This is a genomic window from Butyrivibrio sp. AE2005 (genome assembly GCF_000686965.1).
Classification (GTDB): domain Bacteria; phylum Bacillota; class Clostridia; order Lachnospirales; family Lachnospiraceae; genus Butyrivibrio; species Butyrivibrio hungatei_A.
In genome coordinates, this window is record NZ_JMMD01000001.1 from 105060 (window position 1) to 129611 (window position 24552).

Below are 24552 nucleotides of genomic sequence, written 5' to 3' on the forward strand. Positions count from 1 at the left end.
TCGCAATAACGTTATCCAAATCCCTTTCATGATACAATTTTAGTGTGTTAAAAACAATGAGATTGTATGTGAAAGGGATGTTTTTATGAATTCAGAACAGTATAAGAGAGCCAATAATAACAGTTTTTACGTAACAATCATCATCATATTGAGCGGACTTTTGCTCACAGTTTTTTCTTTGTTTCAATACGGGGCGACCATAGGCAGAATATCAATTATCATCGATGCCTTCTTTTGCGCGGGAATATGTGCGTTGGGAAATTTTAAGTATCCTTATGAAAAGAAGGGCTCCATAATGATAATGGGCGGAGCGACCATATTTTATTTTGTGATACTGATCGCGGAGGAGTCGCTGATATACTTTGCGTTCGGCCTTCCGATACTTATCTGCAGTATTATTTATCTGAATGTCCGTCTTTGTAAATTCGGAATTAGTGCAATAATAGTTTCTTTTATTATCACATGTATAAAAAATACCGTGGTAACAGGCAAGTTCAATCTTGAGCTGATTCCTGCAGCAATCACGTTGGGACTTGCATTTATCGCATGCTTATGCACGGTTACTCTTCTTACAATGTTCAATGAAGAAAACAATGCCAAGATTACCAAGAATGCCGAAAAAACTCTTGAAACAGGCAATTCAATGGCAGAAATCGCAAATGCGATCACGGAGCTTTTTAATAAATCACAAGGCGATATGGTTGATCTTCAGAATATCATGGATGCCCAGCATGCGGGAATGCAGGATATTGCAAGCAGTATGGAGAGTACGGCACAGTCCGTAACCACTCAGGCACAGAAGGTTCAGCAGATTCAGGAAGAGACCGAGACAACAGAAATGCACAGAAAAGAGATGACAGAAGCGTCCGAGAGCACGCAGAAGACAGTTAAAGAGGGCGTACAGGTCATTTCAGTTTTAAAAGAAAAATCAGCAAATGTTGAAAATGCGAGCAAGATCACGGTAGAAGCCACTCAGGCAGTTATCAACAAGGTTCAGGAAGTGCAAAAAATCGTCGGATCCATCATGTCTATTTCGAAGCAAACAAACCTGCTTGCGCTTAATGCGAGCATAGAAGCGGCAAGAGCGGGAGATGCAGGTAAAGGATTTGCGGTTGTTGCAAATGATGTTCGTGAACTCGCTGAAGAGACAAATACGGCTTCAAATGAGATAAAAGGCATTATCACCGAGCTTGTGGAAGATGTGCAGAAAGCAATGGCAAGTATTGACGATACGGTAAAAAGTGTTGCCGAGCAAAATGAAATGATTGGTACAGTCGGCGAAAACTTCGACAGCATCAATGTAAATGTAACCGAGATGCTTTCAAGATTCGAGGAAATCGGAGAAGGTATGAAGTCGATCGCAGCTTCTACCACTGAGATCAACGATTCCATCTCTAATCTGTCCGCAACCAGTGAAGAAGTTGCTTCTCTTTCCAATCAGGGTGTTAAATCTTCGGATGATGCTGTAGAGAAATTTGATGAGTTTAAAGGAATCCTCGGTGAAATATTCATGCAGGCAAACAAGCTCAAAGACATGCAGACGGATTAAAATTTTGAATATAAGATTACTTTTTTCTATTGACGCTTCCTTGTATAATAAATGCAGGGAGGCGTTTCTGATTGGACAGATAATTTTATTCATTCAAAGAACACGGAGGCTATGACTATGGAGAACAGAGAACTTACATGTATAGGTTGTCCGAATGGATGCTTGCTTTCGGTTACTATTGAAAACGGAGAGGTTATATCGGTATCCGGGAATACCTGTCCAAAAGGCGATATTTATGCGAGGAAAGAAGTTGTAAATCCCACAAGGATAGTTACAAGCACCGTTAAGGTTGCCGGAAGCGACAAGAGTAGAGTTTCCGTTAAGACAAAAAGTGATATTCCAAAGGGTAAGATTTTTGCCGTTATGGATGAGATTAATAAAAGTTGTGTTAATGCCCCTGTTTCGATCGGAGATGTTATAATAAAAAATGTCGCGGGGACCGGAAGCGATATCATCGCTACCGCAAGAGCCGAAAAAGTCTGATTTAGTTCTTTTTTGGCATACGAAAGTAATTGAGGAAAGAGGAAAAGAGAAATGAGAAAAATACTTGTTGTTGTTGACATGCAAAAAGATTTTGTTGATGGAGCACTTGGAACAAAGGAGGCGGTTGCCATTGTTCCTGCTGTTGTTGAGAAAATAAGGAAATATGATAAAAAAGATATCTTTGTAACAAGAGACACTCATCAGGAGAACTACATGGACACTCAGGAGGGAAAGAATCTTCCCGTGGTTCACTGTGTTGAAAATACAGAAGGATGGGAGCTTGACAAGACCGTTGCTGCAGAAGTCGAGGGAGCAACATTTATAAATAAGCCTACTTTCGGCTCTGTGGAACTTGCAAAGGCCATCAAAGATATATATGAAAAAGAAGAGATCGAAGTTGAGCTTATCGGACTTTGTACAGACATCTGTGTTGTTTCAAATGCTCTTTTACTTAAGGCAAACATGCCTGAGCTTAAGATCAGTGTAGATAAGGATTGCTGCGCGGGCGTTACTGTAGAAAAGCATCTTGCGGCTCTTGAGACTATGCGTTCTTGCCAGATTTACTGCTGATAAGAGTTGAAAAAAATCTAATATCTGTAAAGATTTAAAACAATACCCTTGGCTACTGCAGCTAAGGGTTTTTTGTTAAGATACGCGCCTTGACACACCTCGTATGATTGTATACAATTATACGAGGTTAGCTATTGTACATATGAGAGAGGTTTACTTTACTATGAACGATACAAGTGCATTTCAGAACAGACCGGTGACCATGAATGACAAGAATAACCTGCTCCAGATCGAGGAGCATATGTATATTCTTGACGACGTGGAGAAACCAAACGTTTTCAGAAATATGTTTCCTTATGAGGAAATTCCGAAGATTCCTTTTAATGACAGGATTGTTCCCCATAATATGCCTAAGGATATATGGATTACGGATACTACATTCCGTGACGGACAGCAGTCAAGAGCTCCGTATACAACTGAGCAGATTGTTACCATATATGACAAGCTTCATGAGCTTGGCGGCCCGAACGGCATGATCAGACAGAGTGAGTTCTTTTTATACAGTAAGAGCGACCGCGATGCGGCATATAAGTGTATGGAAAGAGGTTACAAATTCCCTGAAGTTACCAGCTGGATCAGAGCTAGTGAAGAAGATTTCAAACTTGTAAAAGAGATGGGAATGAAGGAAACAGGTATTCTCGTTTCCTGCTCGGATTATCACATTTTCTTAAAACTTAAGATGACAAGGAGACAGGCACTCGATCATTATCTCAGTGTAATAAGATCCTGTCTTGAGGCGGGAATCAGCCCCAGATGCCATCTTGAAGATATCACAAGAGCAGATATTTACGGATTTGTTGTTCCGTTCTGCGTAGAGCTTATGAAGCTCAAGGAAGAATACGGAATCCCCGTTAAGATCCGTGCGTGTGATACAATGGGATACGGAGTTAACTTCTCCGGTGCGGTTATTCCCAGAAGTGTACAGGGCATAATTTATGCGATAAATACAAACGCTGGTGTTCCGTGTGAACTTATCGAGTGGCACGGACACAACGATTTCTATAAAGCTGTTACCAATTCAACGACAGCGTGGCTTTATGGCTGTTCTTCAGTCAATACTTCTCTTTTCGGAATCGGTGAGAGAACAGGTAATACGCCTCTTGAAGCTATGGTATTTGAGTACGCACAGCTCAAGGGAACGCTTAATGGCATGAATACTCAGGTTATTACCGAACTTGCCGAGTATTATGAGAAAGAAATAGGATTTACGGTTCCCGCAAATACACCTTTTGTTGGAAAGAATTTCAATGTGACAAGGGCAGGTATCCATGCGGACGGTCTTCTTAAAAATGAGGAAATTTACAATATCTTCGATACGGATAAGTTCCTTAACAGACCTCCTGTAAGTGCTGTTTCCAATACATCCGGCCTTGCGGGCATCGCACATTGGATGAATGTACATTACAAACTCAAAGAAGAACACGCTCTTTCCAAGAATTCACCTGTTGTTACCAAGATAAAAGCATGGGTTGACGGCGAATACGCAGGCGGAAGAGTAACCGTTATGACGGATGATGAGCTTGTAAGAGAGATAGAAAAGGTTTGTGCCGAACTTGGCATTGAAATCAGAGATGGAGAAGTTATCGAAATCTCTAAATGATGAGGGAAAATATGGAAAATCAAGACGTAAAACATGAAGTTACAGACAAATATTCCCTGAGAGGAAGAGTTTTTCATAGAATCCGTGAAGATATCTTAAATGGCAAATATAAGGATCACGAGGAGCTCAAAGAAGTAGCCATCGGTCAGGAACTTGGAGTCAGCAGAACTCCGGTAAGAGAGGCGTTCAGACAGCTTGAACTTGAAGGTCTTATTCAGATTATCCCCAACAGGGGCGCTTATGTCACCGGAATAAAGGTTAAAGACATAAAAGATATTTATATGATAAGATCAAAGCTTGAAGGACTCTGCGCAAGATGGGCCTGCGAAAATATCTCAAAAGAGCAACTTGAGGAAATGGAAGAGAACATATATCTTGCCGAGTTCCATGCCGCAAGAGGCCATATGGAGCAGATGGCGGAACTTGATAACCGTTTCCACAATATTTTATATGAAGCATGCAATTCAAAGATGCTTGAGCATCTTCTTAAGGATTACCACCAGTATGTATGGAGAGTCAGACAGAAGACTCTTTCAAGCAGCAGAGGTGCGGTTTCCAATGTTGAGCACAAATATATAATGGAAGCCATCAAGGAGAACAATCCGGATAAAGCGGAGGAACTTGCAAACCAGCATATGATCAACGCATATGAGAATATGGTGGACAAGGGACTTCTTGAAATGTTTGAATGAAAATAATTTGAAAGGAAAGGCGAATATGGCAAAAATACAGATGACTACCCCCATCGTTGAGATGGACGGCGATGAGATGACCAGAGTTTTATGGAAGATGATAAAGGATAAGCTCATTCTTCCTTATATCGATCTTAAGAGCGAATATTACGATCTTGGACTTGAATATAGAGATGAGACTGACGATCAGGTCACGATTGACAGTGCAAATGCAACACTTAAGTACGGTGTTGCCGTTAAGTGCGCTACAATTACTCCCAATAATGAGAGAATGACTGAGTACAAGCTTAAGAAGATGTGGAAGAGTCCTAACGGAACCATCAGAGCCATTCTTGACGGAACCGTTTTCCGTACACCCATCATGGTTAAGGGAATCGAGCCCAACGTAAGAACATGGGAGCAGCCTATCACACTTGCAAGACATGCATACGGTGATGTTTACAAGAATGTTGAGATCAGAGTTCCCGGTGCAGGTAAGGCAGAACTTGTATTTACAGGTGCCGACGGAAAAGAGATAAGAGAGACCATCCATGAGTTTGACGAGCCCGGAATCATTCAGGGTATTCACAACAAGGATGCCTCAATCAGAAGCTTTGCAAGAGCCTGCTTTAAGTATGCACTTGCAGAGAAGAAAGAGCTTTGGCTCGGAACAAAAGATACCATCAGTAAGACCTATGACAGAAGATTCAGAGAAATTTTTGATGAGATCTTTGAAAAGGAGTTTAAGGCTGACTTTGAAAAGGCCGGCATTACATATTTTTACACACTTATAGATGATGCGGTTGCCCGTGTTATGAAGTCAAAGGGCGGATTCATCTGGGCATGCAAGAACTACGACGGTGACGTTATGAGTGATATGGTTTCATCCGCATTCGGATCACTTGCAATGATGACATCTGTTCTTGTATCACCTACAGGTGTTTATGAATATGAGGCTGCTCACGGAACGGTTCAGAGACATTATTACAAGTATTTAAAGGGTGAGCCTACATCAACAAACCCTGTAGCAACTATTTTTGCATGGACAGGTGCTCTTCGTAAGAGGGGAGAACTTGACGGCATTTCAGAGCTTATGGCCTGGGCTGATAAGATGGAGAAGGCAACGCTTTCCGTTATCGAATCAGGTCGTATGACGGGAGATCTTGCTCTTATAACATCTCTTCCCAATCCTGTTAAACTTGGAAGCGAAGAATTCCTTGATGCCATTGCCGAAGAATTTAATAAAATATGATAGCAAAGAGCCTTTCATCTGTTGGAAGGCTCTTATTTTTCTCTTTTTGCCGCGGCGTTTATATGCTATACTATTCACTGGTTATACATTTACGGTATGAAAGAGACACACACGGATGTTGGATAGGAGTCGTAAGAATAAAGTATATAGTAAAAAGATAAAGCGTCTTCGCAGGGGCATTGTGATAACCGTTGTAGCGGCGTGTATTATTCCCACATGTATCTGTGTTATTCTTTCCGTGAGGTATGACAGGTTAAATGCCAAGTATAAGCAGAGCACTGCGGATCTTGAATGGTACAGACAGAGGTATGGAAGCGAACTTTCGATTCTTTCTGCCGTGCAACCGGATACGGAAGCGGAAACAGATAACGTTCCGGATGCCGAGGCGGGTGGATTTGAGCAGGATTATTCCGATGTCGATACCAGCGGAGCTCTTAATCCCGAGGATATCGAGGGTACAAGATATGTATATCTTACTTTCGATGACGGTCCGAGTATTTATACCGAAGAGATATTGGATATTTTAAAAGAGAATGATGTAAAGGCCACTTTTTTTGTGTGCGGGAAACCCGATGCCAAGTATGTCGATGCCTATAAGAGGATAGTCGATGAAGGGCATACGCTGGGAATGCATTCCTACAGCCACAAATATGCTGAGATTTACTCATCCCTGGATTCATTTAAAGAGGATTTTGACAAACTAAGAATATTTTTATACCAGACTACGGGTGTCTGGGCCAAGTATTACAGATTTCCCGGAGGAAGTTCCAATGCTGTCAGCAAGGTTGACATCAAGGAGCTTGAGGACTTTTTGGAAGGAACCGACGCAACTTTCTATGACTGGAATATTTCTGCGAAAGATGACAAAGCGGGCAACACCAAAGAGTCGATTTATGCTAATATAGTAGATAATGTTCCCAAATTTAAACACTGCATCGTGTTAATGCATGACGCTGCAGACAAGCGTAGTACCGTTGACGCTTTGCCTGATATCATAAGAGATATCAAGGCTATGGATGATACCGTGATAGTTCCGATAACAGATAATACGTTACCGGTTCAACATATCAAATAAAAGTATTAACAAGAAAAAGTGAACGGAGGAGAAACAATGGGATTTTTTTCTGAGCTAAAGAGCGATTTATCCCAAGCAGTTAACACACTCATGCCTGATGATAAGGCTGATGAGACAAGGGTTCTTGATAAGGAAAGTGTTGATGGGGAAACTGTCAGAGCTCAAGACGTGGATCTTGACAGTATGCTTGATCGTCTTGATGAAATCAAGCTTGATGATGTGGTGAACGAGGAAGAGAGTTTATCTGAAGAGTCGGAGCAGACTCTTGATAATTCTGAAAATACGGGAGCAGAGACTGAAGAAGAGAATTTCAATGTTGAAACTTCCGATAAAGAAAATTTAAATGAAGGGGCTTCTGAGGAACAGACTGAAGAGATAAGTGAAGAGCGTGCGCTTGAACAGCTTATCGAAGCACAGACGGCGTCAGAGGTAAAAGAGGGTGAGCCGATGAGCGCGCTTGAGGCTATTAATGATTCTAATATCGATGAGTACATTGCAGAGAGCAATGCTACAGATAAAAATACTATTAACGGGGGAGAAGAAACTATGGAATTTGATCAGCAGACACCTACAGATGAAACTGCCAGCATTACAGAAGGAATGATACTTACAGGAGATTTGCAGACAACAGGATCTCTTGATCTTATCGGTAAGATCAACGGTAATGTTAAGTGCCTCGGCAAACTCAATGTTACAGGTGAGATCGTAGGTGATTCGGATGCGGCAGAGATTTATGCCGAGTCGGCAAGAATCACAGGTGAGGTTAAGAGTAAAGGCAGTGTAAAGGTTGGACAGAGCACTGTTATCGTAGGAAACATCTTTGGTTCAAGCGCAGTTATCGCAGGAGCTGTAAAGGGTGATATCGACGTGCATGGACCTGTTGTTCTTGATACAACAGCCATCGTTATGGGTAATATCAAGTCTCAGTCAGTGCAGATCAATAACGGTGCTGTTATTGAAGGTATGTGCTCACAGGCATATGCTGATGTAAATCCTTCAGAGTTCTTCGAGGGACTTAAAAACAGATAAGTAGTATAAGTATTTGGAGAGATTATGAGAATATTATTAAAACTAAGTGGTGAAGCACTCGCAGGTGACAAGAAGACAGGATTTGACGAGGAAACTGTCAGAAAGGTTGCTCTTCAGGTTAAAGAACTTACCGAGAAAGGAACCGAGGTTGGAATTGTTATCGGAGGCGGTAATTTCTGGAGAGGAAGAACCAGCGAAAATATCGACCGTGTAAAAGCGGATCAGATAGGAATGCTTGCAACCATAATGAACTGCATCTATGTTTCTGAGATTTTCAGAAGTGAAGGAATGATGACAAATATACTTACTCCTTTTGAGTGCGGCTCATTTACCAAGCTCTTTTCCAAAGACAGAGCTAATAAGTATTTTGCTAAGGGAATGGTTGTATTTTTTGCGGGAGGTACGGGACATCCTTATTTCTCAACAGATACGGGAGTTGCTCTTCGCGCAATAGAGGTAGAGGCTGATTGCATCTTGCTTGCAAAAGCCATTGACGGTGTATATGACAGCGATCCTGCCACAAATCCCGATGCAAAGAAATATACTGAGGTTTCTATCGACGAAGTTATTGCCAAGAACTTGCAGGTTGTTGATATGACAGCTTCAATAATGGTAAGAGATAACAAGATTCCTATGAGAGTATTTGCTCTTCAAGAGGAAAAAAGCATTGTAAACGCCGCCAACGGCAACTTTAACGGCACGACTGTTACTGTTTGACGTTTTGGGTACTGAAATAACGGAGGCATATTTATGAACGAAAGAATTAAAGAATACAACGACAAGATGCAGAAGTCTTATGATTTTCTCAAGGAGGATCTGGCTTCTATTCGTGCAGGAAGAGCCAATCCACATGTGCTTGATAAGATAAAGGTTGATTATTACGGAACACCCACACCTCTTCAGCAGGTTGGTAACGTTTCTGTTCCGGAAGCACGTATTATTCAGATTGCACCTTGGGATAAGACACTTATCAAGGATATCGAGAAAGCAATAATGACATCGGATCTGGGTATTACTCCCAGCAACGACGGTGCCGTTATCAGACTTGTTTTCCCCGAGCTTACTGAGGAAAGAAGAAAGCAGCTTGCAAAAGATATCCGCAAGAAGGGTGAAGATGCAAAGGTTGCAGTCAGAAATGTAAGACGTGACGGTAATGATGCACTTAAGAAGCTTAAGGGCTCTGACGTATCCGAGGATGAGATCAACGATCTTAACGATGAACTTCAGAAGGTAACAGATAAGTTCATTAAGGATATTGATGCAGCTGTAGAAGAGAAGAACAAGGAAGTCATGACTGTTTGATTTCCGATAAGTGGGAAATTGTATTATGGAAGAAAATAAAAATATACCTGCACATGTAGCGATAATTCTTGACGGAAACGGAAGATGGGCAAAGGCAAAGGGACTTCCCAGAAATGCCGGACATGTGAGGGGGGCAAAAGCTGTTGAGGATATTTTGGTAGATGCCAGAGATATGGGCATCAAATATCTTACGGTTTATGCTTTTTCAACAGAAAACTGGAGTCGTCCTGAGGCAGAAGTTTCTGCTCTCATGACGATTTTACGTAATTACCTTAAAACAAGTATAAAGAAAGCAATGAAGAACAATGTAAGATGTCGTGTTATCGGCGACAGAAGTGCTCTTGCAAAGGATATCATTGAGGCTATTGAAAACCTTGAGGAGACGACTGCGGGAAATACAGGACTTACTTTCACCATTGCCATCAATTACGGAAGCAGAGACGAGATCAGAAGATCCGTCGTTAAACTTGCGGACAAGGTAAAAAATGGAGAACTTGATCCTTCAGAGATTACAGAAGATATGATAGCTTCAAATCTTGATACTGAATATATGCCGGATCCCGATCTTTTGATCAGAACCTGCAATGAGCAGAGAGTATCAAACTATTTATTGTGGCAGCTTGCTTATACGGAGTTCTATTTTACGCCTGTCGCTTGGCCTGATTTTAATAAGGCCGAACTTGAAAAGGCAGTAGAAGCATATGGGAACAGAAACCGTAAATTCGGAGGTCTCAAGCAGGATCAGATTGAATAAGCGGGGATAGAGCATTGAAAACGAGAGTGATTAGCGGAATCGTGATAGCTATTGGGCTTGCGGCGGTTCTGATTTCGGGGGGATATTTTCTGGCAGGCGTGCTTTTTGCCGTTTCACTTGTCAGTTATAATGAGCTTACGAAAGCTACCGGAGTTCATGACTCCGAAAAAAAATATAATTCGCTTGAAATTTGCGGATATATATCGATAGTAGTACATTATCTTCAGATGATAGTGTTAAGAGATTACAGGTATTATATTTTTTCATTGATGTTTGCCTTTTTCCTGATAATGGCATGTTATGTTCTGACATTTCCAAGGTTTACATCTACAAAGGCAATGTCGGCTTTTTTTAGTTTTGTATACGCGCCGGTCAACATGTCTTTTGTATTCCTGTTAAGGATTCGTTCCGATTACGGATGGATTTTTGCATGGGTGCCTTTTATTGCATGGGTAAGTGATACATGTGCTTATTTTGTGGGAAGAGCATTTGGCAAACACAAGCTCGCACCTGTTCTTTCACCGAAGAAAACGATCGAAGGCGCGGTAGGTGGTGTACTCGGCTCGGTAATAGTGGGATTTATAATTGGATATGTTGTATATATTCAAAAAATACATGACATAAAATTCCTTGTTGTTATGATAATTATTACTTTTGTGGGAAGTATTATCGGACAACTGGGAGACCTTCTTGCATCGGGGATTAAGAGAGACCACAATATCAAAGATTACGGAAATGTTATTCCGGGACACGGTGGTATCATGGATCGTTTTGACAGTGTTATTTTTGTGATACCATGTGTATATTTTTTGGCTGCGGTGTTATACCGTTTGTTATAAGGCAAGGCATTAGAGAGTCGCAGGCAGTTAGATCGGCGGCTCTTTTCCTTTTTAAGTTATATAGGAGTATAAAAAGAGAGAAAAGATGCGTAGTATAGTATTACTTGGATCTACGGGATCCATTGGAACACAGACACTTGATGTTGTCAGAAATAATAAAGATGAGCTTAAAGTTGTGGGACTTGCGGCAAACAAGAGAGTTAATGAAGTTGAGCAGCAGGTCAGGGAGTTTAATCCCAAATATGTTTGTATGTTTGATCAGGAAGCGGCAAAAGAGCTTCAGGAGAAAATAGCCGATACCGGTATAAATGTTATGTCCGGAATGGACGGACTTCTTGAGATGGTCTCTGTTCCCGAAGCAGATACCGTTCTTACTGCGGTTGTCGGAATGATCGGAATAAGACCTACTATAAAGGCGATTGAAAGCGGAAAGGACATAGCTCTTGCGAACAAGGAGACTCTTGTTTGTGCGGGACATATTATCATGCCTCTTGCTAAGGAGAAGAATGTACAGATTCTTCCCGTTGATAGTGAGCACAGTGCTATTTTCCAGTCCCTTGTGGGACAGCCCAAAGATAAGGTTGAGAAAATCCTTCTTACCGCAAGCGGTGGCCCTTTCAGAGGAAAGAAGAGGGAAGAACTCGCTGCTATGACAGCGGCTGATGCGCTTAAACATCCCAATTGGGATATGGGCCCAAAAGTTACGATAGATTCATCATCTCTTGTAAATAAGGGACTTGAAGTTATGGAAGCAAGATGGCTCTTTGATGTGAGCCTTGATAATATCGAAGTTCTGGTTCATCCCCAGAGCATAGTTCACAGTGCTGTTCAGTATGTTGACGGTGCTGTTATTGCGCAGCTCGGAGTACCTGATATGAAACTTCCGATTCAGTATGCTCTTTTTTACCCGGACAGACGTCCTATGGCAGAGAAGAGGCTGGATCTTTTTGAACTTGGAAGTCTTACTTTTGAAAAGCCCGATACTGATACCTTTAGAGGTCTTAAGCTTGCATTTGACTCGGCATATGCGGGAGGCAGCATGCCTACTGTATTTAATGCGGCAAATGAGATGGCAGTCAGAAGATTTTTAAAGGGTGATATCAGATATCTTGAAATATTCGATATGATAGAAGAAGCGATGGCACATCATAACAAGATAGAAAATCCGGATGTGTCTGCAATACTTGATACCGAGAAGGAAGTTTATGAGTTTCTTGGCACAAAATATGGAATTTGAGGAAAAATAATGATAGCCAGTATAGTGATCTTTTTTATAATATTTGGAGTTTTGGTTACATCACACGAATTCGGACATTTTATAATAGCTAAATCCGGTGGGATTCGTGTAAATGAATTTTTTGTCGGAATGGGACCGACAATCTGGAAGAAACAAAAAGGAGATACTCTTTACAGCATTAAACTTCTCCCGATAGGAGGAGCTTGCGTTTTTGACGGAATGGATCCTGTTGAAGAAGAAAAAGAAGGGTATGATGAACATTCATTTTTGCGTGCACCCGTGTGGCGCAGGATTGCAACTTTGTTTGGAGGACCGTTTGCAAACTTTATAATCGCTTATATTTTGGCGGTTGTTCTTGTGAACTTATCTCCTTGGGATATGCCTACAATAAAGGCGCTTACCGAGGATTCTGCAGCTCAGGAAGCGGGAATGGAAGCCGGAGATACGATCATAAGCATAGATGGCGAGAAGGTATATATGTCATCCGAGATAATGCTTATTTCCCAGTTTGCCGAAGGTTCACCGATGGATATTGTTTATGAAAGAAACGGTGAAGTTAAGAAGACTGTGCTCACACCTAAGTTCAGCGAGGAAAACAAGCGCTATTACATGGGCGTGTATCTTGGTGAGTACAAGGATGTTAAAGGTCCTGAGTCTCTTAAATATGCATGGTACACTGTAAGATACAATTTTATAGCAACTTACAGAAGCCTTGCTCTTTTGGTTCAGGGCAAACTTTCGAAGGATGATGTTTCGGGGCCTGTAGGTATGGTCAAGATTGTTGATGATACCTATGAAGAAGTTAAGCCATACGGCGCATCGGCGGTCATTGTTGTAATGCTGTCGCTTACGGTTCTTCTGTCTGTGAATCTGGGAATCATGAACCTTCTTCCTTTCCCTGCGCTTGACGGCGGAAGACTTGTATTCCAGTTTATAGAAGTGATATTCGGAAAGCCTGTACCGCCTGAAAAAGAGGGCGTTGTGCACATGGTTGGAATGATGCTTCTTATAGCGCTTATGGTATTTGTTTTAGTTAACGATATTACCAAATTTACAAGGTAATGATTGATTATTGGGAGAATTATTATGGCATACAGAGATAATACTAAAGTCATAAAGATAGGCGACAGAGTGATAGGAGGAGGCAATCCTATTCTCATACAGTCTATGACAAATACAAGAACAGAGGATGTCAAAGCGACGGTTGCGCAGATTCACGAGCTTGAAGCCGCAGGTTGCGATATCATCAGATGCACTGTTCCGACTCAGGAAGCTGCGGAAGCTGTTAAAGAGATAAAGAAACAGATTTCAATTCCTCTTGTTGCGGACATCCATTTTGATTACAAGATGGCTATAGCCGCTATGGAAAACGGCGCCGATAAGATAAGGATCAATCCCGGAAATATCGGTTCTAAGGAACGTATCGCAGCTGTTGTTTCCTGTGCAAAAGAAAGAAATATTCCCATAAGAGTCGGTGTTAACAGTGGTTCTCTGGAAAAAGATCTTGTAGAAAAATATAACGGTGTAACGGCAGAGGGACTTGTTGAGAGTGCTCTTGATAAGATAGGTATAATCGAAGAACTCGGATACGACAATATGGTCGTAAGTATCAAGTCATCAAATGTTATGCTTTGTGTAAAGGCACATGAACTTCTTGCTGAGAGATGCAGATATCCTTTGCATGTCGGTATCACTGAAGCCGGAACTTTGTGGGGCGGAAATATCAAGTCATCGGTTGGACTTGGAATTATCCTTAATAAGGGAATCGGAGATACGATAAGAGTATCTCTTTCGGGTAACCCTGTTGAAGAGATCAAGACTGCAAAAGCAATCCTTAGGACTCTTGGCATAAGAGAGGGCGGAATAGAAGTTATTTCATGCCCTACATGCGGAAGAACCAAGATAGATCTTATCTCACTTGCAAATCAGACAGAGACGCTCGTTCAGAACTATCCTGATCTTAATATCAAGGTTGCTGTTATGGGATGTCCCGTAAACGGCCCCGGCGAAGCCAAGGAAGCCGATATAGGAATTGCAGGCGGCATAGGGGAAGGACTCCTTATTAAAAAGGGCGAGATCATTAAGAAAGTTAAAGAAGATGAGCTTCTTGCCGTTCTTAAAGAGGAGCTTGATAACTGGAAATAAGCTTTTTTTAGGATCGGACGTGCTGTAGAAAGAAGTTTTGGGGAACCGGAGTATTCCGTGTGAGGGAGTAGATGTCAAAAAGTTTTTTTGAGGTTTTTCCTACGCTTAAGCTTGATGCAAAGACTAAAGAGATCATGGAACAGACTGTGGTTGAAAAAGTCTCTACAACAAGAAAGCAGGATTTTATAAGAATATATATATCAAGCAACAATCTTATTGATAAGGCGGATGTTATAAAGGCTGAGACGGGGATAAAAAAGCAGTTTTTTGGAAATCAGGATCTTACGGTCAAGATTTACGAGAAATTCTCCCTCTCGGCGCAATATACGCCCAAGAATCTTATTGATATATACAAAGATAGTATTGAGCTTGAACTAAAGGACTATGACCATATGGAGTATAGTCTTTTTCGTTCTGCGCAGTTTCTTTATCCTGAGGACGGCAATATCGTAATTCAGCTTGAGGACAGCGTTGTCGGGCAGAAAAAAGCGCCGGATCTCGTCAGGGTTCTTTCAAAGATAATCAATGAAAGGTGCGGCCTTACCGCATCGATAACTCCGGAATTCATTGAGGTTATAAAAAATACAGAGGAGCCCGATTATTCCGCAGAGTCGGCTAAGATGGCCAAAAAGCTTGAGGACGCCGAACAGAGGTCGGAAGAAAAGAAAAAGCAGAAGGAAGAACAGGAAGCTGCAAAGACAGCAGCTGCGGAGAAGAAAACTGCTCCGGAGAAACCTGCCGGAAAAGCCTTTGGAAAAGAAGGCGGATTCTCCAAAGGCAAATGGAGCGGAAAAAGAGATTTTGGCGGAAGCTTCAAGAGGTCGGATAATCCTGATGTTATTTTCGGAAGAGACTTTGACGATGAGACGATGAAACTTTCGGATCTTGTCGGAGAACTTGGAGAAGTCTGTGTTCACGGTAAGGTAATTCTTTTTGATAAGAGAGATATCAGAAACGAGAAGAGTATTCTTATCTTTGATATAACCGACTTTACTGATTCGATCACTGTAAAGATGTTCGTAAGGACGGAGGATGTTCCCGAGATAACCAAAGATATCAAGATGGGCGCATTCCTTAAACTTAAGGGAATCGCGGCGGTCGATAAGTTTGACCATGAACTTTCTATCCAGTCTGTTGCGGGAGTTAAGAAGATTCCCGATTTTACAAGTAAACGTGTCGACAGAGCGGATGTAAAGAGAGTTGAACTTCATTGCCATACCAAGATGAGTGATATGGACGGTGTTTCCGAAGTTAAAGATATAGTTAAACAGGCCTATAAATGGGGAATGCCCGGAATTGCCATCACAGACCACGGCGTTGTTCAGGCGCTTACGGATGCAAATCATGTCTGGGAAGATCTTTATTCTGCCGAGAAAAAGAGAAGAAAAGAGGCAGGAGAGCCTCCTATCGAGAGACAAGATTTCTTTAAACTGATCCTTGGCGTTGAGGCTTATGTTGTTGATGACCTTAAGGAGATAGTTGTAAATGATAAGGGACAGCCTATCGAGGATACAACCTTTGTTGTATTTGATATTGAGACGACAGGTTTTTCACCCATTAAGAATAAGATAATCGAGATCGGTGCCGTAAAGGTAAGAAACGGCGAGATACTTGAGAGATTCTCTGAGTTTATAAATCCGGAGGTTCCGATTCCGTACAGGATCACCAAGCTTACAAGTATCACAGATGACATGGTCATCGATGCCCCTACAAGAGAGGTCATAATACCGCGATTCGTTGAATTTTGTAAGGATGCGGTACTTGTAGGACATAATGTAGGGTTTGATATAAGCTTCATCAATCAGAACTGCAAAGAGCTGGGAATAGACGTAGATTACACGACAGTCGATACTTTGTGGCTTTCAAGATATTTTTTCCCGCTTCAGGCAAAGCATACGCTTGATGCTGTCGCAAAGACTCTGGGAGTTGTTCTTGAACATCACCATAGAGCGGTCGATGATGCGGAGTGTACGGCGCTTATATTCAATAAATTTGTGCCCATGCTAAAAGAACAGAAGGCAGAGACACTTACGGATGTAAACATACTCGGAAAGCCCACAAAGGAGATGATCAGGCACCTTCGCCCGAATCATTGTATTATCCTTGCGAAGAATACGCTTGGAAGGGTTAATCTTTATACACTTGTAAGTGAGTCGCATGTAGACTATTTCAGAAGATTTCCGCTTGTGCCAAAGAGCAAACTTATAAAGCACAGGGAGGGTCTTATCATCGGAAGTGCCTGCTGTGCGGGCGAACTTTATGGCGCGGTTGTAGAAGGAAGACCTCCCGAAGAGATCGCAAGACTTGTTGATTTCTATGACTATCTTGAGATTCAGCCTGTCGCAAACAACCGCTTTATGATCGACTCCGAGAGATATGAAGATATAAACAGTGAAGATGATATCAAGAATATAAATAAAGAGATAGTAAGACTCGGAGAACAGTTTAATAAGCCTGTTGTCGCTACTTGTGATGCGCACTTTCTTAATCCCGAGGATGAGATATACAGAACCATCATCATGGCCGGAAAGGGAATGAATGACGAGGAAGAATCGCCTCTTTTCCTAAGAACGACAGATGAGATGATGGCTGAGTTCGATTATCTGGGCGGTGACAAGGCAAAAGAGATCGTAATAGACAATACCAGGATGATTCTTGATATGTGTGACAGCATATCGCCGGTACGACCCGATAAGTGCGCACCCGTCATTGAGAACAGTGATGAGATCCTTACCAAGATCTGTTATGACAAGGCTCATGAGATATACGGAGACGATCTTCCCGAGATAGTTCAGGAGCGTCTTGAAAGAGAGCTTAATTCCATTATCAAGAATGGTTTCGCGGTTATGTATATTATCGCGCAGAAGCTCGTTTGGAAGTCAAATGAGGACGGATATCTCGTTGGATCTCGTGGATCTGTAGGATCTTCTTTTGTTGCATTTACATCGGGAATTACGGAAGTTAATTCGCTTAGTCCGCATTATGTGTGTCCTAAGTGCAAATACAGCGATTTTGACTCGGAAGAAGTGCTTAAATACGGCGGTAATTCGGGCTGTGATATGCCTGATAAGAGGTGTCCCAAGTGCGGAGCTCTTTTGTACAAAGACGGATTTGACATTCCTTTTGAGACATTCCTTGGATTCAAGGGAGACAAGGAGCCCGATATCGACCTTAACTTCTCCGGTGAGTATCAGTCAAAGGCCCACAAGTACACAGAGGTTATCTTTGGCTACGGACAGACTTTCAGAGCCGGAACAATCGCGTCTCTTGCGGATAAGACGGCTTACGGTTTCGTAAAGAAATATTACGACGGTATCGGTTCAAGCAAGAGAAAATGCGAGATTAACAGAATTGTCCAGGGATGTACGGGTATCAGAAGAGGTACAGGTCAGCACCCCGGCGGAATCATAGTTTTGCCGGTGGGAGAGGATATTAACTCATTCTGTCCTGTTCAGCATCCCGCGAACGATATGACAACCGCAACGATAACGACACATTACGACTATCACTCGATCGACCACAACCTGCTTAAGCTCGATATTCTGGGACACGATGATCCTACGATGATAAGGTTCTTGCAGGATTGTACGGGACTTGATCCTAAGCTGGTTCCTTTGGATGATAAAAATGTAATGAGTCTGTTTATGAATACGACCGCTCTTGGCGTTACTCCTGAGCAGCTCGGAGGAACAAAGCTGGGATGCCTTGGACTTCCCGAGTTCGGTACAGACTTTGCCATGCAGATGGTTATCGATGCCAAACCTACGTCATTATCCCATCTTATAAGGATTTCGGGACTTTCACACGGTACGGACGTTTGGCTCGGAAATGCGCAGACGCTTATTCAGGAAGGCAAGGCGACAATCGATACATGTATCTGCTGTCGAGACGATATCATGATCTATCTCATTCAGAAGGGCATGGATAAGTCTCTTTCCTTCAAAACCATGGAGTCCGTACGTAAGGGAAAAGGCCTTAAGCCTGAGATGGAAGAAGCGATGATAGCGGCGGGAGTGCCCGATTGGTATATTTGGTCCTGTAAAAAGATCAAGTACATGTTCCCTAAGGCTCACGCGGCCGCATACGTTATGATGGCGTGGAGAATCGCGTATTTTAAAGTTTATGTTCCACAGGCATTCTATGCTGCGTGGTTCAGTATAAGAGCGAAAGCCTTTAACTACGAGCATATGTGCCAGGGAGAGAATCACCTTCATGCCATTATGAATGATTACAAAAACAGGAAGGATGAGCTTTCAAATGCCCAGCAGGCTGAGTACGGCGATATGAGACTTGTTGAGGAGATGTATGAGAGAGGAATTGAATTTCTTCCCATCGACATCTTTAAGGCTAAGTCCAGAGAATTTCAGGTTATAGGCGACAAGATTATGCCTGCCCTTAACAGTATAGACGGAATGGGTGAAAAAGCCGCAGATCAGATTGTTGAAGCGGCCAAAGACGGTCCGTTCCTTTCAAAGGACGATTTTAAACAAAGAACAAAGTGCCCTCAGGCAGTTATCGACAAGATGGCAGACATGGGGCTCCTTGGCGATATTCCCGACTCCAATCAGATCAGTATCTTTGATCTAATGAAATGATAGAAAAAAGCTCGAAAATGCTGACTTCTTTGAGCAACGTCGAAAGGAAGTGTTTTCGAGCTTTTTGAAATTAATAAAATCCGCGCATAGCCGAACACCAGCAGATACAGCTGTATGCCGTCAGCCTGGCGCCGGTGCAAACTACACAAACATTTCACAGTTCAAATGCCTGCGCCTATGTATAATATGCTTTGGGTTAGGTAATGGGCAACGAAAGGACAATCAATGAAGAAAAAAATATTTGCGTTAGCTGCGCTGGCATTTCTGCTTGCAGGATGTGCCAAGTCATCGAACGGGGATGCGCAGTCTACAGCTGCGGTGGAAAGCGGATCTGAAGCTGATTCGGCATCCGAAGCCCAAAGCGAGGTTGTGGAAAACGCTTTGACAAATGAAGAACTGGCTGAATTTGCTCAGTTGTTCTGGACTTGTGAATATAGCGGTTTTTTAGATGACGGATTTAACAGCCCCAAGGATATTGAGTGGGAAGATGTTTTTCAAAACGGTGCAGGAATAAATGTAGAAAATATAAGTGAGGACGAGAAAGAAGCCTATCTGGAGGCAACACATCAAGATTGTCTTTACGATATTGACACTTTTATAGTTATTAGAAAGACTGATATGATGAATTTCACGAAAAAACATGCAGGATATGAGTATGCTCCCGATAAAGATGATCTGGATACATGGGGAGACGATTATAATCATTGGATCTATCTGGAGAAGTATGATTCATATTATTTTATGAATGTATGTTGGAAGGAACTAAAATACTGCAGTTGTGTTTCAGGAGAAAAAGAAGGAAACGTATATACTATCAGATTCAAGATGGCTACAGATGATCATTATGGAAAAGACGCCGACAGAGTTTTGAAATTCACTAAAGAAAATGATGAACTTGTAATGATATCAAATGAGATTCAGTGGGACGATCTTTGCGTCAAAGACAAAACATTCGATGCGAATTTGACACAGTTTGACAGTCCTCTGCGTTTTTATACATATAATGTTGATCCTGAAGAGACGGAATTAGAAATCGTAAAAGATGGGAAATATCTTACAACCATTCGGTATTATGTCAAAGCATCTGATGATGCACAATATCCGGTAATTATTGACGATATAGGCTTTTTTGATTTTAACGCAGACGGCTATCAGGATATTGCTGTTTTGTGTATTTCATATTGCGGAAAAAAGATTATTTTGCATGAATATGATTATGAATCAAATGGTTTCTGTGGAATTGCAGAGCTGGATGAAGAAAATGTACCTGAGCTAAAAGGCAATCTAACAATAGCAGGAGCAAAAAAATATCTTCTTGGTAACAATGAAAACGGAGTGTATAACAACTATAAAGAGGTATATGCTCAAATGGCAAAGATCTATCATATGGCAGATGACGGCTATAAGTTTGATCTTGCATATACTGATGATGACGATATTCCTGAACTTGTATTCGGACGGCCCGGATATTGGGTGTCGCTTTTTGCATATGAAGACGGCCATATTCACAGGCTTATTGATGGTTGGGCATATGGAGCAGGCGCTAATTCCGGATATTACTATGCCGAAAGAAAAAATGTTTTCATCAATGATAATTCCGATTATAACGTTCATTACACTTCATTTATGTCAAAGCGCGATAAAGGTGAGATTGCGACGGATTATTATATAAAATATATCTATTTCAAAGATCTTGACGGTGACGGAAATCCCTCTGAAGAAGAACTTGCTGCGTCCGATGGAGATGATTGCTTTGTCGAATATCATAACAATACTGACAAGAAAATGTCCGAAAAAGAAATTAAAAAAATAACCACAAAATACAGCAAGTATGATTACAAAGAGCTGTGCGGCGATATGGATTATGAGACGCTGCTTGCAGAACTCAGTAAATAAGCAGAAAACAGGCACCATCCACAATTCAGGGATGGTGCCTGAAATTATTTGGCTTCATTTTGGGTGATGCTATCAAAAATCTTTTGAATTTCATCTTTTGGAAGATCCGGAATTGAAGCAATGATTGTATCTAAAGAAACTCCGTTTTTTATAAGATTGATTGCTGTTTGACGGTTGGCTTCATTTTTTCCTTCAAGCAGACCTTTGTTTATTGCATCATCAAGTAAGTAATTCATTGTAGTACCTCCTTTTGGAAAGCGTTCTCGTAATATTTCAAAATGGTTATTACCTGTTAAGACAGATATTATTTTTAGTAGTGGATCAGGAAACTCGATTTGTTCATTATAATCAGCTGTGTCGGTAATCCCACTCATGTATTTGGCAAGTATTTTAAAATCGCTATGAAACAAAGTGTTGATTTCGTTATTGGTCATGTGAGAGATATCAAATACATTGATATGATAATCACTTACATATTTATCAAGACATTTTGGAATGTCTAATCTTTCTTTGAGATTTCTGGGAGCATTCCATGCCTCTTTTCCATAGTATAACACAATAGTTATAACCGGATATCGCTTGGATTGATTTTTTTCCAGAAGCTGGCTTCTGTATGATGCTCCGTCATAACCGATCACGCGTAAGACCATGTCTTTATCTATTGTGGTCTGATTTTCAATTCCTATTATGGAAAATATGACATTTTCTTTTGACCATCGTTTTACAATATCACGTTTTTGTTCGTGTAACTTGCCGTCATCAGCTTTATACTGTGATTTATGTGGGAGGTCGATTAGTTCGTCCTCTTTGATGGTTTGATTTCCTCCAAATAATGTTCCGTTTACAATGTCTGCGAAGATTTTATTGATTTCTTCAAAATGCTTTTCTGCAATATCTTTCTTTCCCATATGCACCTTTCAATTGTATAGATTTGGCGATAAGCCATGAATTCAGCAAAGAATGGTTGTTGAAAAACCTGCTGACTTAGATAGGATATCATATAAATCTTAAGAAATACCTACGAAAAATCTTAAGATTTCTTGTAGATTGTGATGTTATACAGCATCAATCGTTTTCACCATGATAGAGGATGATGTGTTCAAGAGAAAACCGCTTTCCATGCGGCTTTTTCCATATATATACAGCGCAAAAAGGGCAGTGACGGCTACTTTTTTAAAATTTTTTGAAAAAAATTTAAAAAAGTGCTTGCATTATTTCAAACTATGAGATAATATAAACAAGTCGCCGCGATACAGCGGCTGACACAAAGCTACTAAGCCTCGTTGGTCAAGCGGTTAAGACGCTGCCCTCTCACGGCAGAATCAGCGGTTCGATTCCGCTACGAGGTACGCAAGACTGTTTTTAACAGCCCAACCCGAGATCAAGTCCTTTGTGACTTGATTTTTTCTTTGAAGTAGCTGTTTACAAACAGCGCGACGCAAGTTATAATGTAGTTGATTTTAGGAGTGGACTTTCGCGAGTCCACTTTTTGCATGTTTCGGATTTTTTTCATATTTCATTGACGGCAAAAATAAAGAAGTGAAATTTGAAATATCTGAATTTAAGGAGATTGAATGTCCAGGAAAGAAGATATCGAGAAGAAAACAGAAGAATTGCTCGCACCTATTGCGGAGGCAAACGGTGTAAGGATTTATGATGTCGAATATGTGAAGGAAGCCGGAGAGTGGTACCTCAGAGCATATATTGACAAGGACGAAGGGGTTAATATCAACGATTGCGTCAATGTAAATCATGCTTTATCCGATGCCCTCGACGTGGATGACTTCATTGAGGATGCATATACACTTGAAGTCAGCAGTCCGGGACTGGGAAGGCAGCTTAAGAAGGACAGACATTTTGAGAACAGTCTCGGTAAGGAAGTTGAGCTTAAGCTATACAAGGCAATTGACGGAGTAAAAGAGTTTGCCGGTACACTTAAGAGCTACGATAGCACTTCGGTTACCGTAACTATAAATGACAAAGACGAAACTTTTTTGAGAAAAGAAATATCAGTTATTAAGCTTGCTCTGGATTTTTAATCCGGGCGAAAAAGAAGGAGACTACGATGAGTAAAGAATTAATGGATGCCCTTGACCTCTTGGAGAAGGAGAAGAACATCAGCAAGGATTCTCTGTTTGATGCTATTGAGAATTCTCTTGTCACAGCCTGCAAGAATAATTTCGGAAAGGCTGAGAACATCAGGGTAGAAGTTGACAGAGAGAACTGTGATTTCAAGTGCTATGCTGAGAAAACAGTTGTTGAAACCGCAGATGATGTTATGGATCCTATGCTTGAAATCTCTCTTGATGATGCCAAGAAGATCAGCAAGAAGAGCAAGGTTGATGATATTGTCAATGTTCCCCTCAATTCCAAAGAGTTCGGCCGTATTGCTACTCAGAATGCCAAGAACGTAATTCTTCAGAAGATTCGTGAGGAAGAGCGCGGAGCTATATATAACGAGTATTACAAGAAAGAGCATGATATCGTTACCGGTGTTATTCAGAGATATGTCGGCAAGAATATCAGCATCAATCTTGGTCGTGCAGATGCTATTCTCAATGAGAACGAGCAGGTTGAGAGCGAGGCAAAATCAGGTTTCTACAAACCTACATCAAGAATCAGACTTTATGTCCTCGAAGTAAAGAACGGTTCGAAGGGACCCAGAATTCTTGTTTCTAGAACTCATCCCGATCTTGTAAAGAGACTTTTCGAGCAGGAAGTTGCAGAGATTCAGGACGGAACAGTAGAGATCAAGAGTATCGCGAGAGAAGCAGGAAGCCGTACAAAGATCGCCGTATACTCAAACAATCCGAATGTTGATGCTGTAGGTGCTTGCGTAGGTGTCAACGGAGCAAGAGTTAATCTTATTGTAGATGAGCTTAACGGTGAGAAGATCGATGTTATCAACTGGGATGAGAACCCCGGTAACCTCATTCAGAATGCTCTTTCACCCGCAAAGATCGTTGCCGTATTTGCCGATCCCGATGAGAAGAGTGCTAAGGTAGTCGTTCCCGATTATCAGCTTTCACTTGCAATCGGTAAGGAAGGTCAGAATGCAAGACTTGCAGCAAGACTTACAGGTTACAAGATCGATATAAAGAGCGAAACACAGGCTAAGGATGCTCCCGGATTCCGTATGGAAGATTATCTTGATGATGAAGAAGATTACGATGAGGAGTATGAAGAAGGCGAGATCGAAGAAGTAGAAGAAGTTGAAGTAGACGACGCTGAGATTGAAGAAGCAGAAGATGCTGAAATTGAAGTAGAAGAGGACACTGACGCAGAGGAATAAGATGCAGAAGAAAATTCCAACAAGAAAGTGTGTAGGCTGCGGAGAGATGCGTGACAAGAAGGACATGATAAGAGTTATCAAGACTCCCGAAGGTGAGATATGTCTTGATGTCACAGGCAGGGCGAATGGAAGAGGCGCATATATATGTAACAGTGCCGAATGTCTAAAAAAAGCAGTTAAGAACAGGGGACTTGAGAAATCTTTGAAAGCTCAGATTCCCGGAGACATACTTGAGCAGATGAATAAGGAGCTCGGAGAGTAAA

General features: G+C 41.5%; 21 protein-coding genes and 1 tRNA gene. 21 read left to right on the top strand and 1 reads right to left on the bottom strand.

Annotation, left to right across the window (positions count from 1 at the left end; genetic code table 11):
- Positions 1–85 precede the first annotated feature (85 nt).
- The 17 genes from DL92_RS19915 (at position 86) to DL92_RS0100565 (ending at position 20997) form a co-directional block, all read left to right on the top strand.
- Positions 86–1549: a methyl-accepting chemotaxis protein gene (locus tag DL92_RS19915; protein ID WP_026666593.1), complete on the top strand. Its 1464-nt coding sequence runs from the start codon at positions 86–88 to the stop codon at positions 1547–1549.
- A gap of 117 nt (positions 1550–1666) precedes the next feature.
- Positions 1667–2032: a DUF1667 domain-containing protein gene (locus DL92_RS0100485; protein ID WP_026666594.1), complete on the top strand. Its 366-nt coding sequence runs from the start codon at positions 1667–1669 to the stop codon at positions 2030–2032.
- Between the two features lie 51 nt (positions 2033–2083).
- Complete coding sequence (locus DL92_RS0100490) at positions 2084–2602, top strand: cysteine hydrolase family protein (RefSeq protein WP_026666595.1); 519 nt, start codon at positions 2084–2086, stop codon at positions 2600–2602.
- Between the two features lie 163 nt (positions 2603–2765).
- The gene (locus DL92_RS0100495; RefSeq protein WP_026666596.1) at positions 2766–4202 is read left to right on the top strand and encodes a 2-isopropylmalate synthase; all 1437 of its coding nucleotides are present in this window, start codon (positions 2766–2768) and stop codon (positions 4200–4202) included.
- A gap of 11 nt (positions 4203–4213) precedes the next feature.
- On the top strand, positions 4214–4894 hold the full coding sequence (locus DL92_RS0100500) for a GntR family transcriptional regulator (protein WP_026666597.1): 681 nt from the start codon (positions 4214–4216) through the stop codon (positions 4892–4894).
- A 25-nt stretch (positions 4895–4919) separates the two neighbouring features.
- Positions 4920–6125 carry an NADP-dependent isocitrate dehydrogenase gene (locus tag DL92_RS0100505; RefSeq protein ID WP_026666598.1) on the top strand — a complete coding sequence of 402 codons (1206 nt, stop codon included), beginning with the start codon at positions 4920–4922 and terminating at the stop codon, positions 6123–6125.
- A 115-nt stretch (positions 6126–6240) separates the two neighbouring features.
- Positions 6241–7200 (top strand): polysaccharide deacetylase family protein, encoded by a 960-nt coding sequence (locus DL92_RS0100510; protein WP_026666599.1) that lies wholly within the window; start codon positions 6241–6243, stop codon positions 7198–7200.
- A gap of 36 nt (positions 7201–7236) precedes the next feature.
- On the top strand, positions 7237–8229 hold the full coding sequence (locus DL92_RS0100515; RefSeq protein WP_026666600.1) for a polymer-forming cytoskeletal protein: 993 nt from the start codon (positions 7237–7239) through the stop codon (positions 8227–8229).
- Between the two features lie 24 nt (positions 8230–8253).
- On the top strand, positions 8254–8946 hold the full coding sequence (pyrH, locus tag DL92_RS0100520) for a UMP kinase (RefSeq protein WP_034468240.1): 693 nt from the start codon (positions 8254–8256) through the stop codon (positions 8944–8946).
- 33 nt (positions 8947–8979) lie between these two features.
- Positions 8980–9531, top strand: coding sequence for a ribosome recycling factor (gene frr, locus DL92_RS0100525; protein ID WP_026666602.1), 552 nt, complete (start codon positions 8980–8982; stop codon positions 9529–9531).
- 25 nt (positions 9532–9556) lie between these two features.
- Entirely contained in the window at positions 9557–10285 is a 729-nt protein-coding gene (locus DL92_RS0100530; RefSeq protein WP_026666603.1) for an isoprenyl transferase, read from the top strand.
- Positions 10286–10299: 14 nt separating this feature from the next.
- A complete protein-coding gene (locus DL92_RS0100535) occupies positions 10300–11124 on the top strand; it encodes a phosphatidate cytidylyltransferase (RefSeq protein WP_026666604.1) in 825 nt (274 codons plus the stop codon).
- 85 nt (positions 11125–11209) lie between these two features.
- Positions 11210–12361, top strand: a complete 1152-nt coding sequence (locus DL92_RS0100540; RefSeq protein WP_026666605.1) for a 1-deoxy-D-xylulose-5-phosphate reductoisomerase — start codon at positions 11210–11212, stop codon at positions 12359–12361.
- Positions 12362–12370: 9 nt separating this feature from the next.
- Positions 12371–13423 (top strand): RIP metalloprotease RseP, encoded by a 1053-nt coding sequence (rseP, locus tag DL92_RS0100545; protein WP_026666606.1) that lies wholly within the window; start codon positions 12371–12373, stop codon positions 13421–13423.
- A gap of 24 nt (positions 13424–13447) precedes the next feature.
- A complete protein-coding gene (gene ispG, locus DL92_RS0100550; RefSeq protein ID WP_026666607.1) occupies positions 13448–14506 on the top strand; it encodes a flavodoxin-dependent (E)-4-hydroxy-3-methylbut-2-enyl-diphosphate synthase in 1059 nt (352 codons plus the stop codon).
- Positions 14507–14577: 71 nt separating this feature from the next.
- Positions 14578–19101 (top strand): PolC-type DNA polymerase III, encoded by a 4524-nt coding sequence (locus DL92_RS17795; protein WP_034468243.1) that lies wholly within the window; start codon positions 14578–14580, stop codon positions 19099–19101.
- Between the two features lie 225 nt (positions 19102–19326).
- The gene (locus DL92_RS0100565; RefSeq protein ID WP_026666608.1) at positions 19327–20997 is read left to right on the top strand and encodes a hypothetical protein; all 1671 of its coding nucleotides are present in this window, start codon (positions 19327–19329) and stop codon (positions 20995–20997) included.
- 44 nt (positions 20998–21041) lie between these two features.
- Here DL92_RS0100565 and DL92_RS17800 read toward each other — a convergent pair whose 3' ends face one another.
- Positions 21042–21905 carry an Rpn family recombination-promoting nuclease/putative transposase gene (locus DL92_RS17800; RefSeq protein WP_051625187.1) on the bottom strand — a complete coding sequence of 288 codons (864 nt, stop codon included), beginning with the start codon at positions 21903–21905 and terminating at the stop codon, positions 21042–21044.
- A gap of 369 nt (positions 21906–22274) precedes the next feature.
- Here DL92_RS17800 and DL92_RS0100575 point away from each other — a divergent pair.
- The 4 genes from DL92_RS0100575 (at position 22275) to rnpM (ending at position 24551) form a co-directional block, all read left to right on the top strand.
- Positions 22275–22346: transfer RNA gene (locus tag DL92_RS0100575), tRNA-Glu, on the top strand.
- A 225-nt stretch (positions 22347–22571) separates the two neighbouring features.
- Positions 22572–23036 (top strand): ribosome maturation factor RimP, encoded by a 465-nt coding sequence (rimP, locus tag DL92_RS0100580; protein WP_026655185.1) that lies wholly within the window; start codon positions 22572–22574, stop codon positions 23034–23036.
- 26 nt (positions 23037–23062) lie between these two features.
- Positions 23063–24289 carry a transcription termination factor NusA gene (gene nusA / locus DL92_RS0100585; protein ID WP_026666609.1) on the top strand — a complete coding sequence of 409 codons (1227 nt, stop codon included), beginning with the start codon at positions 23063–23065 and terminating at the stop codon, positions 24287–24289.
- Between the two features lies 1 nt (position 24290).
- Positions 24291–24551 carry an RNase P modulator RnpM gene (rnpM, locus tag DL92_RS0100590; RefSeq protein ID WP_026655182.1) on the top strand — a complete coding sequence of 87 codons (261 nt, stop codon included), beginning with the start codon at positions 24291–24293 and terminating at the stop codon, positions 24549–24551.
- Position 24552 lies beyond the last annotated feature (1 nt).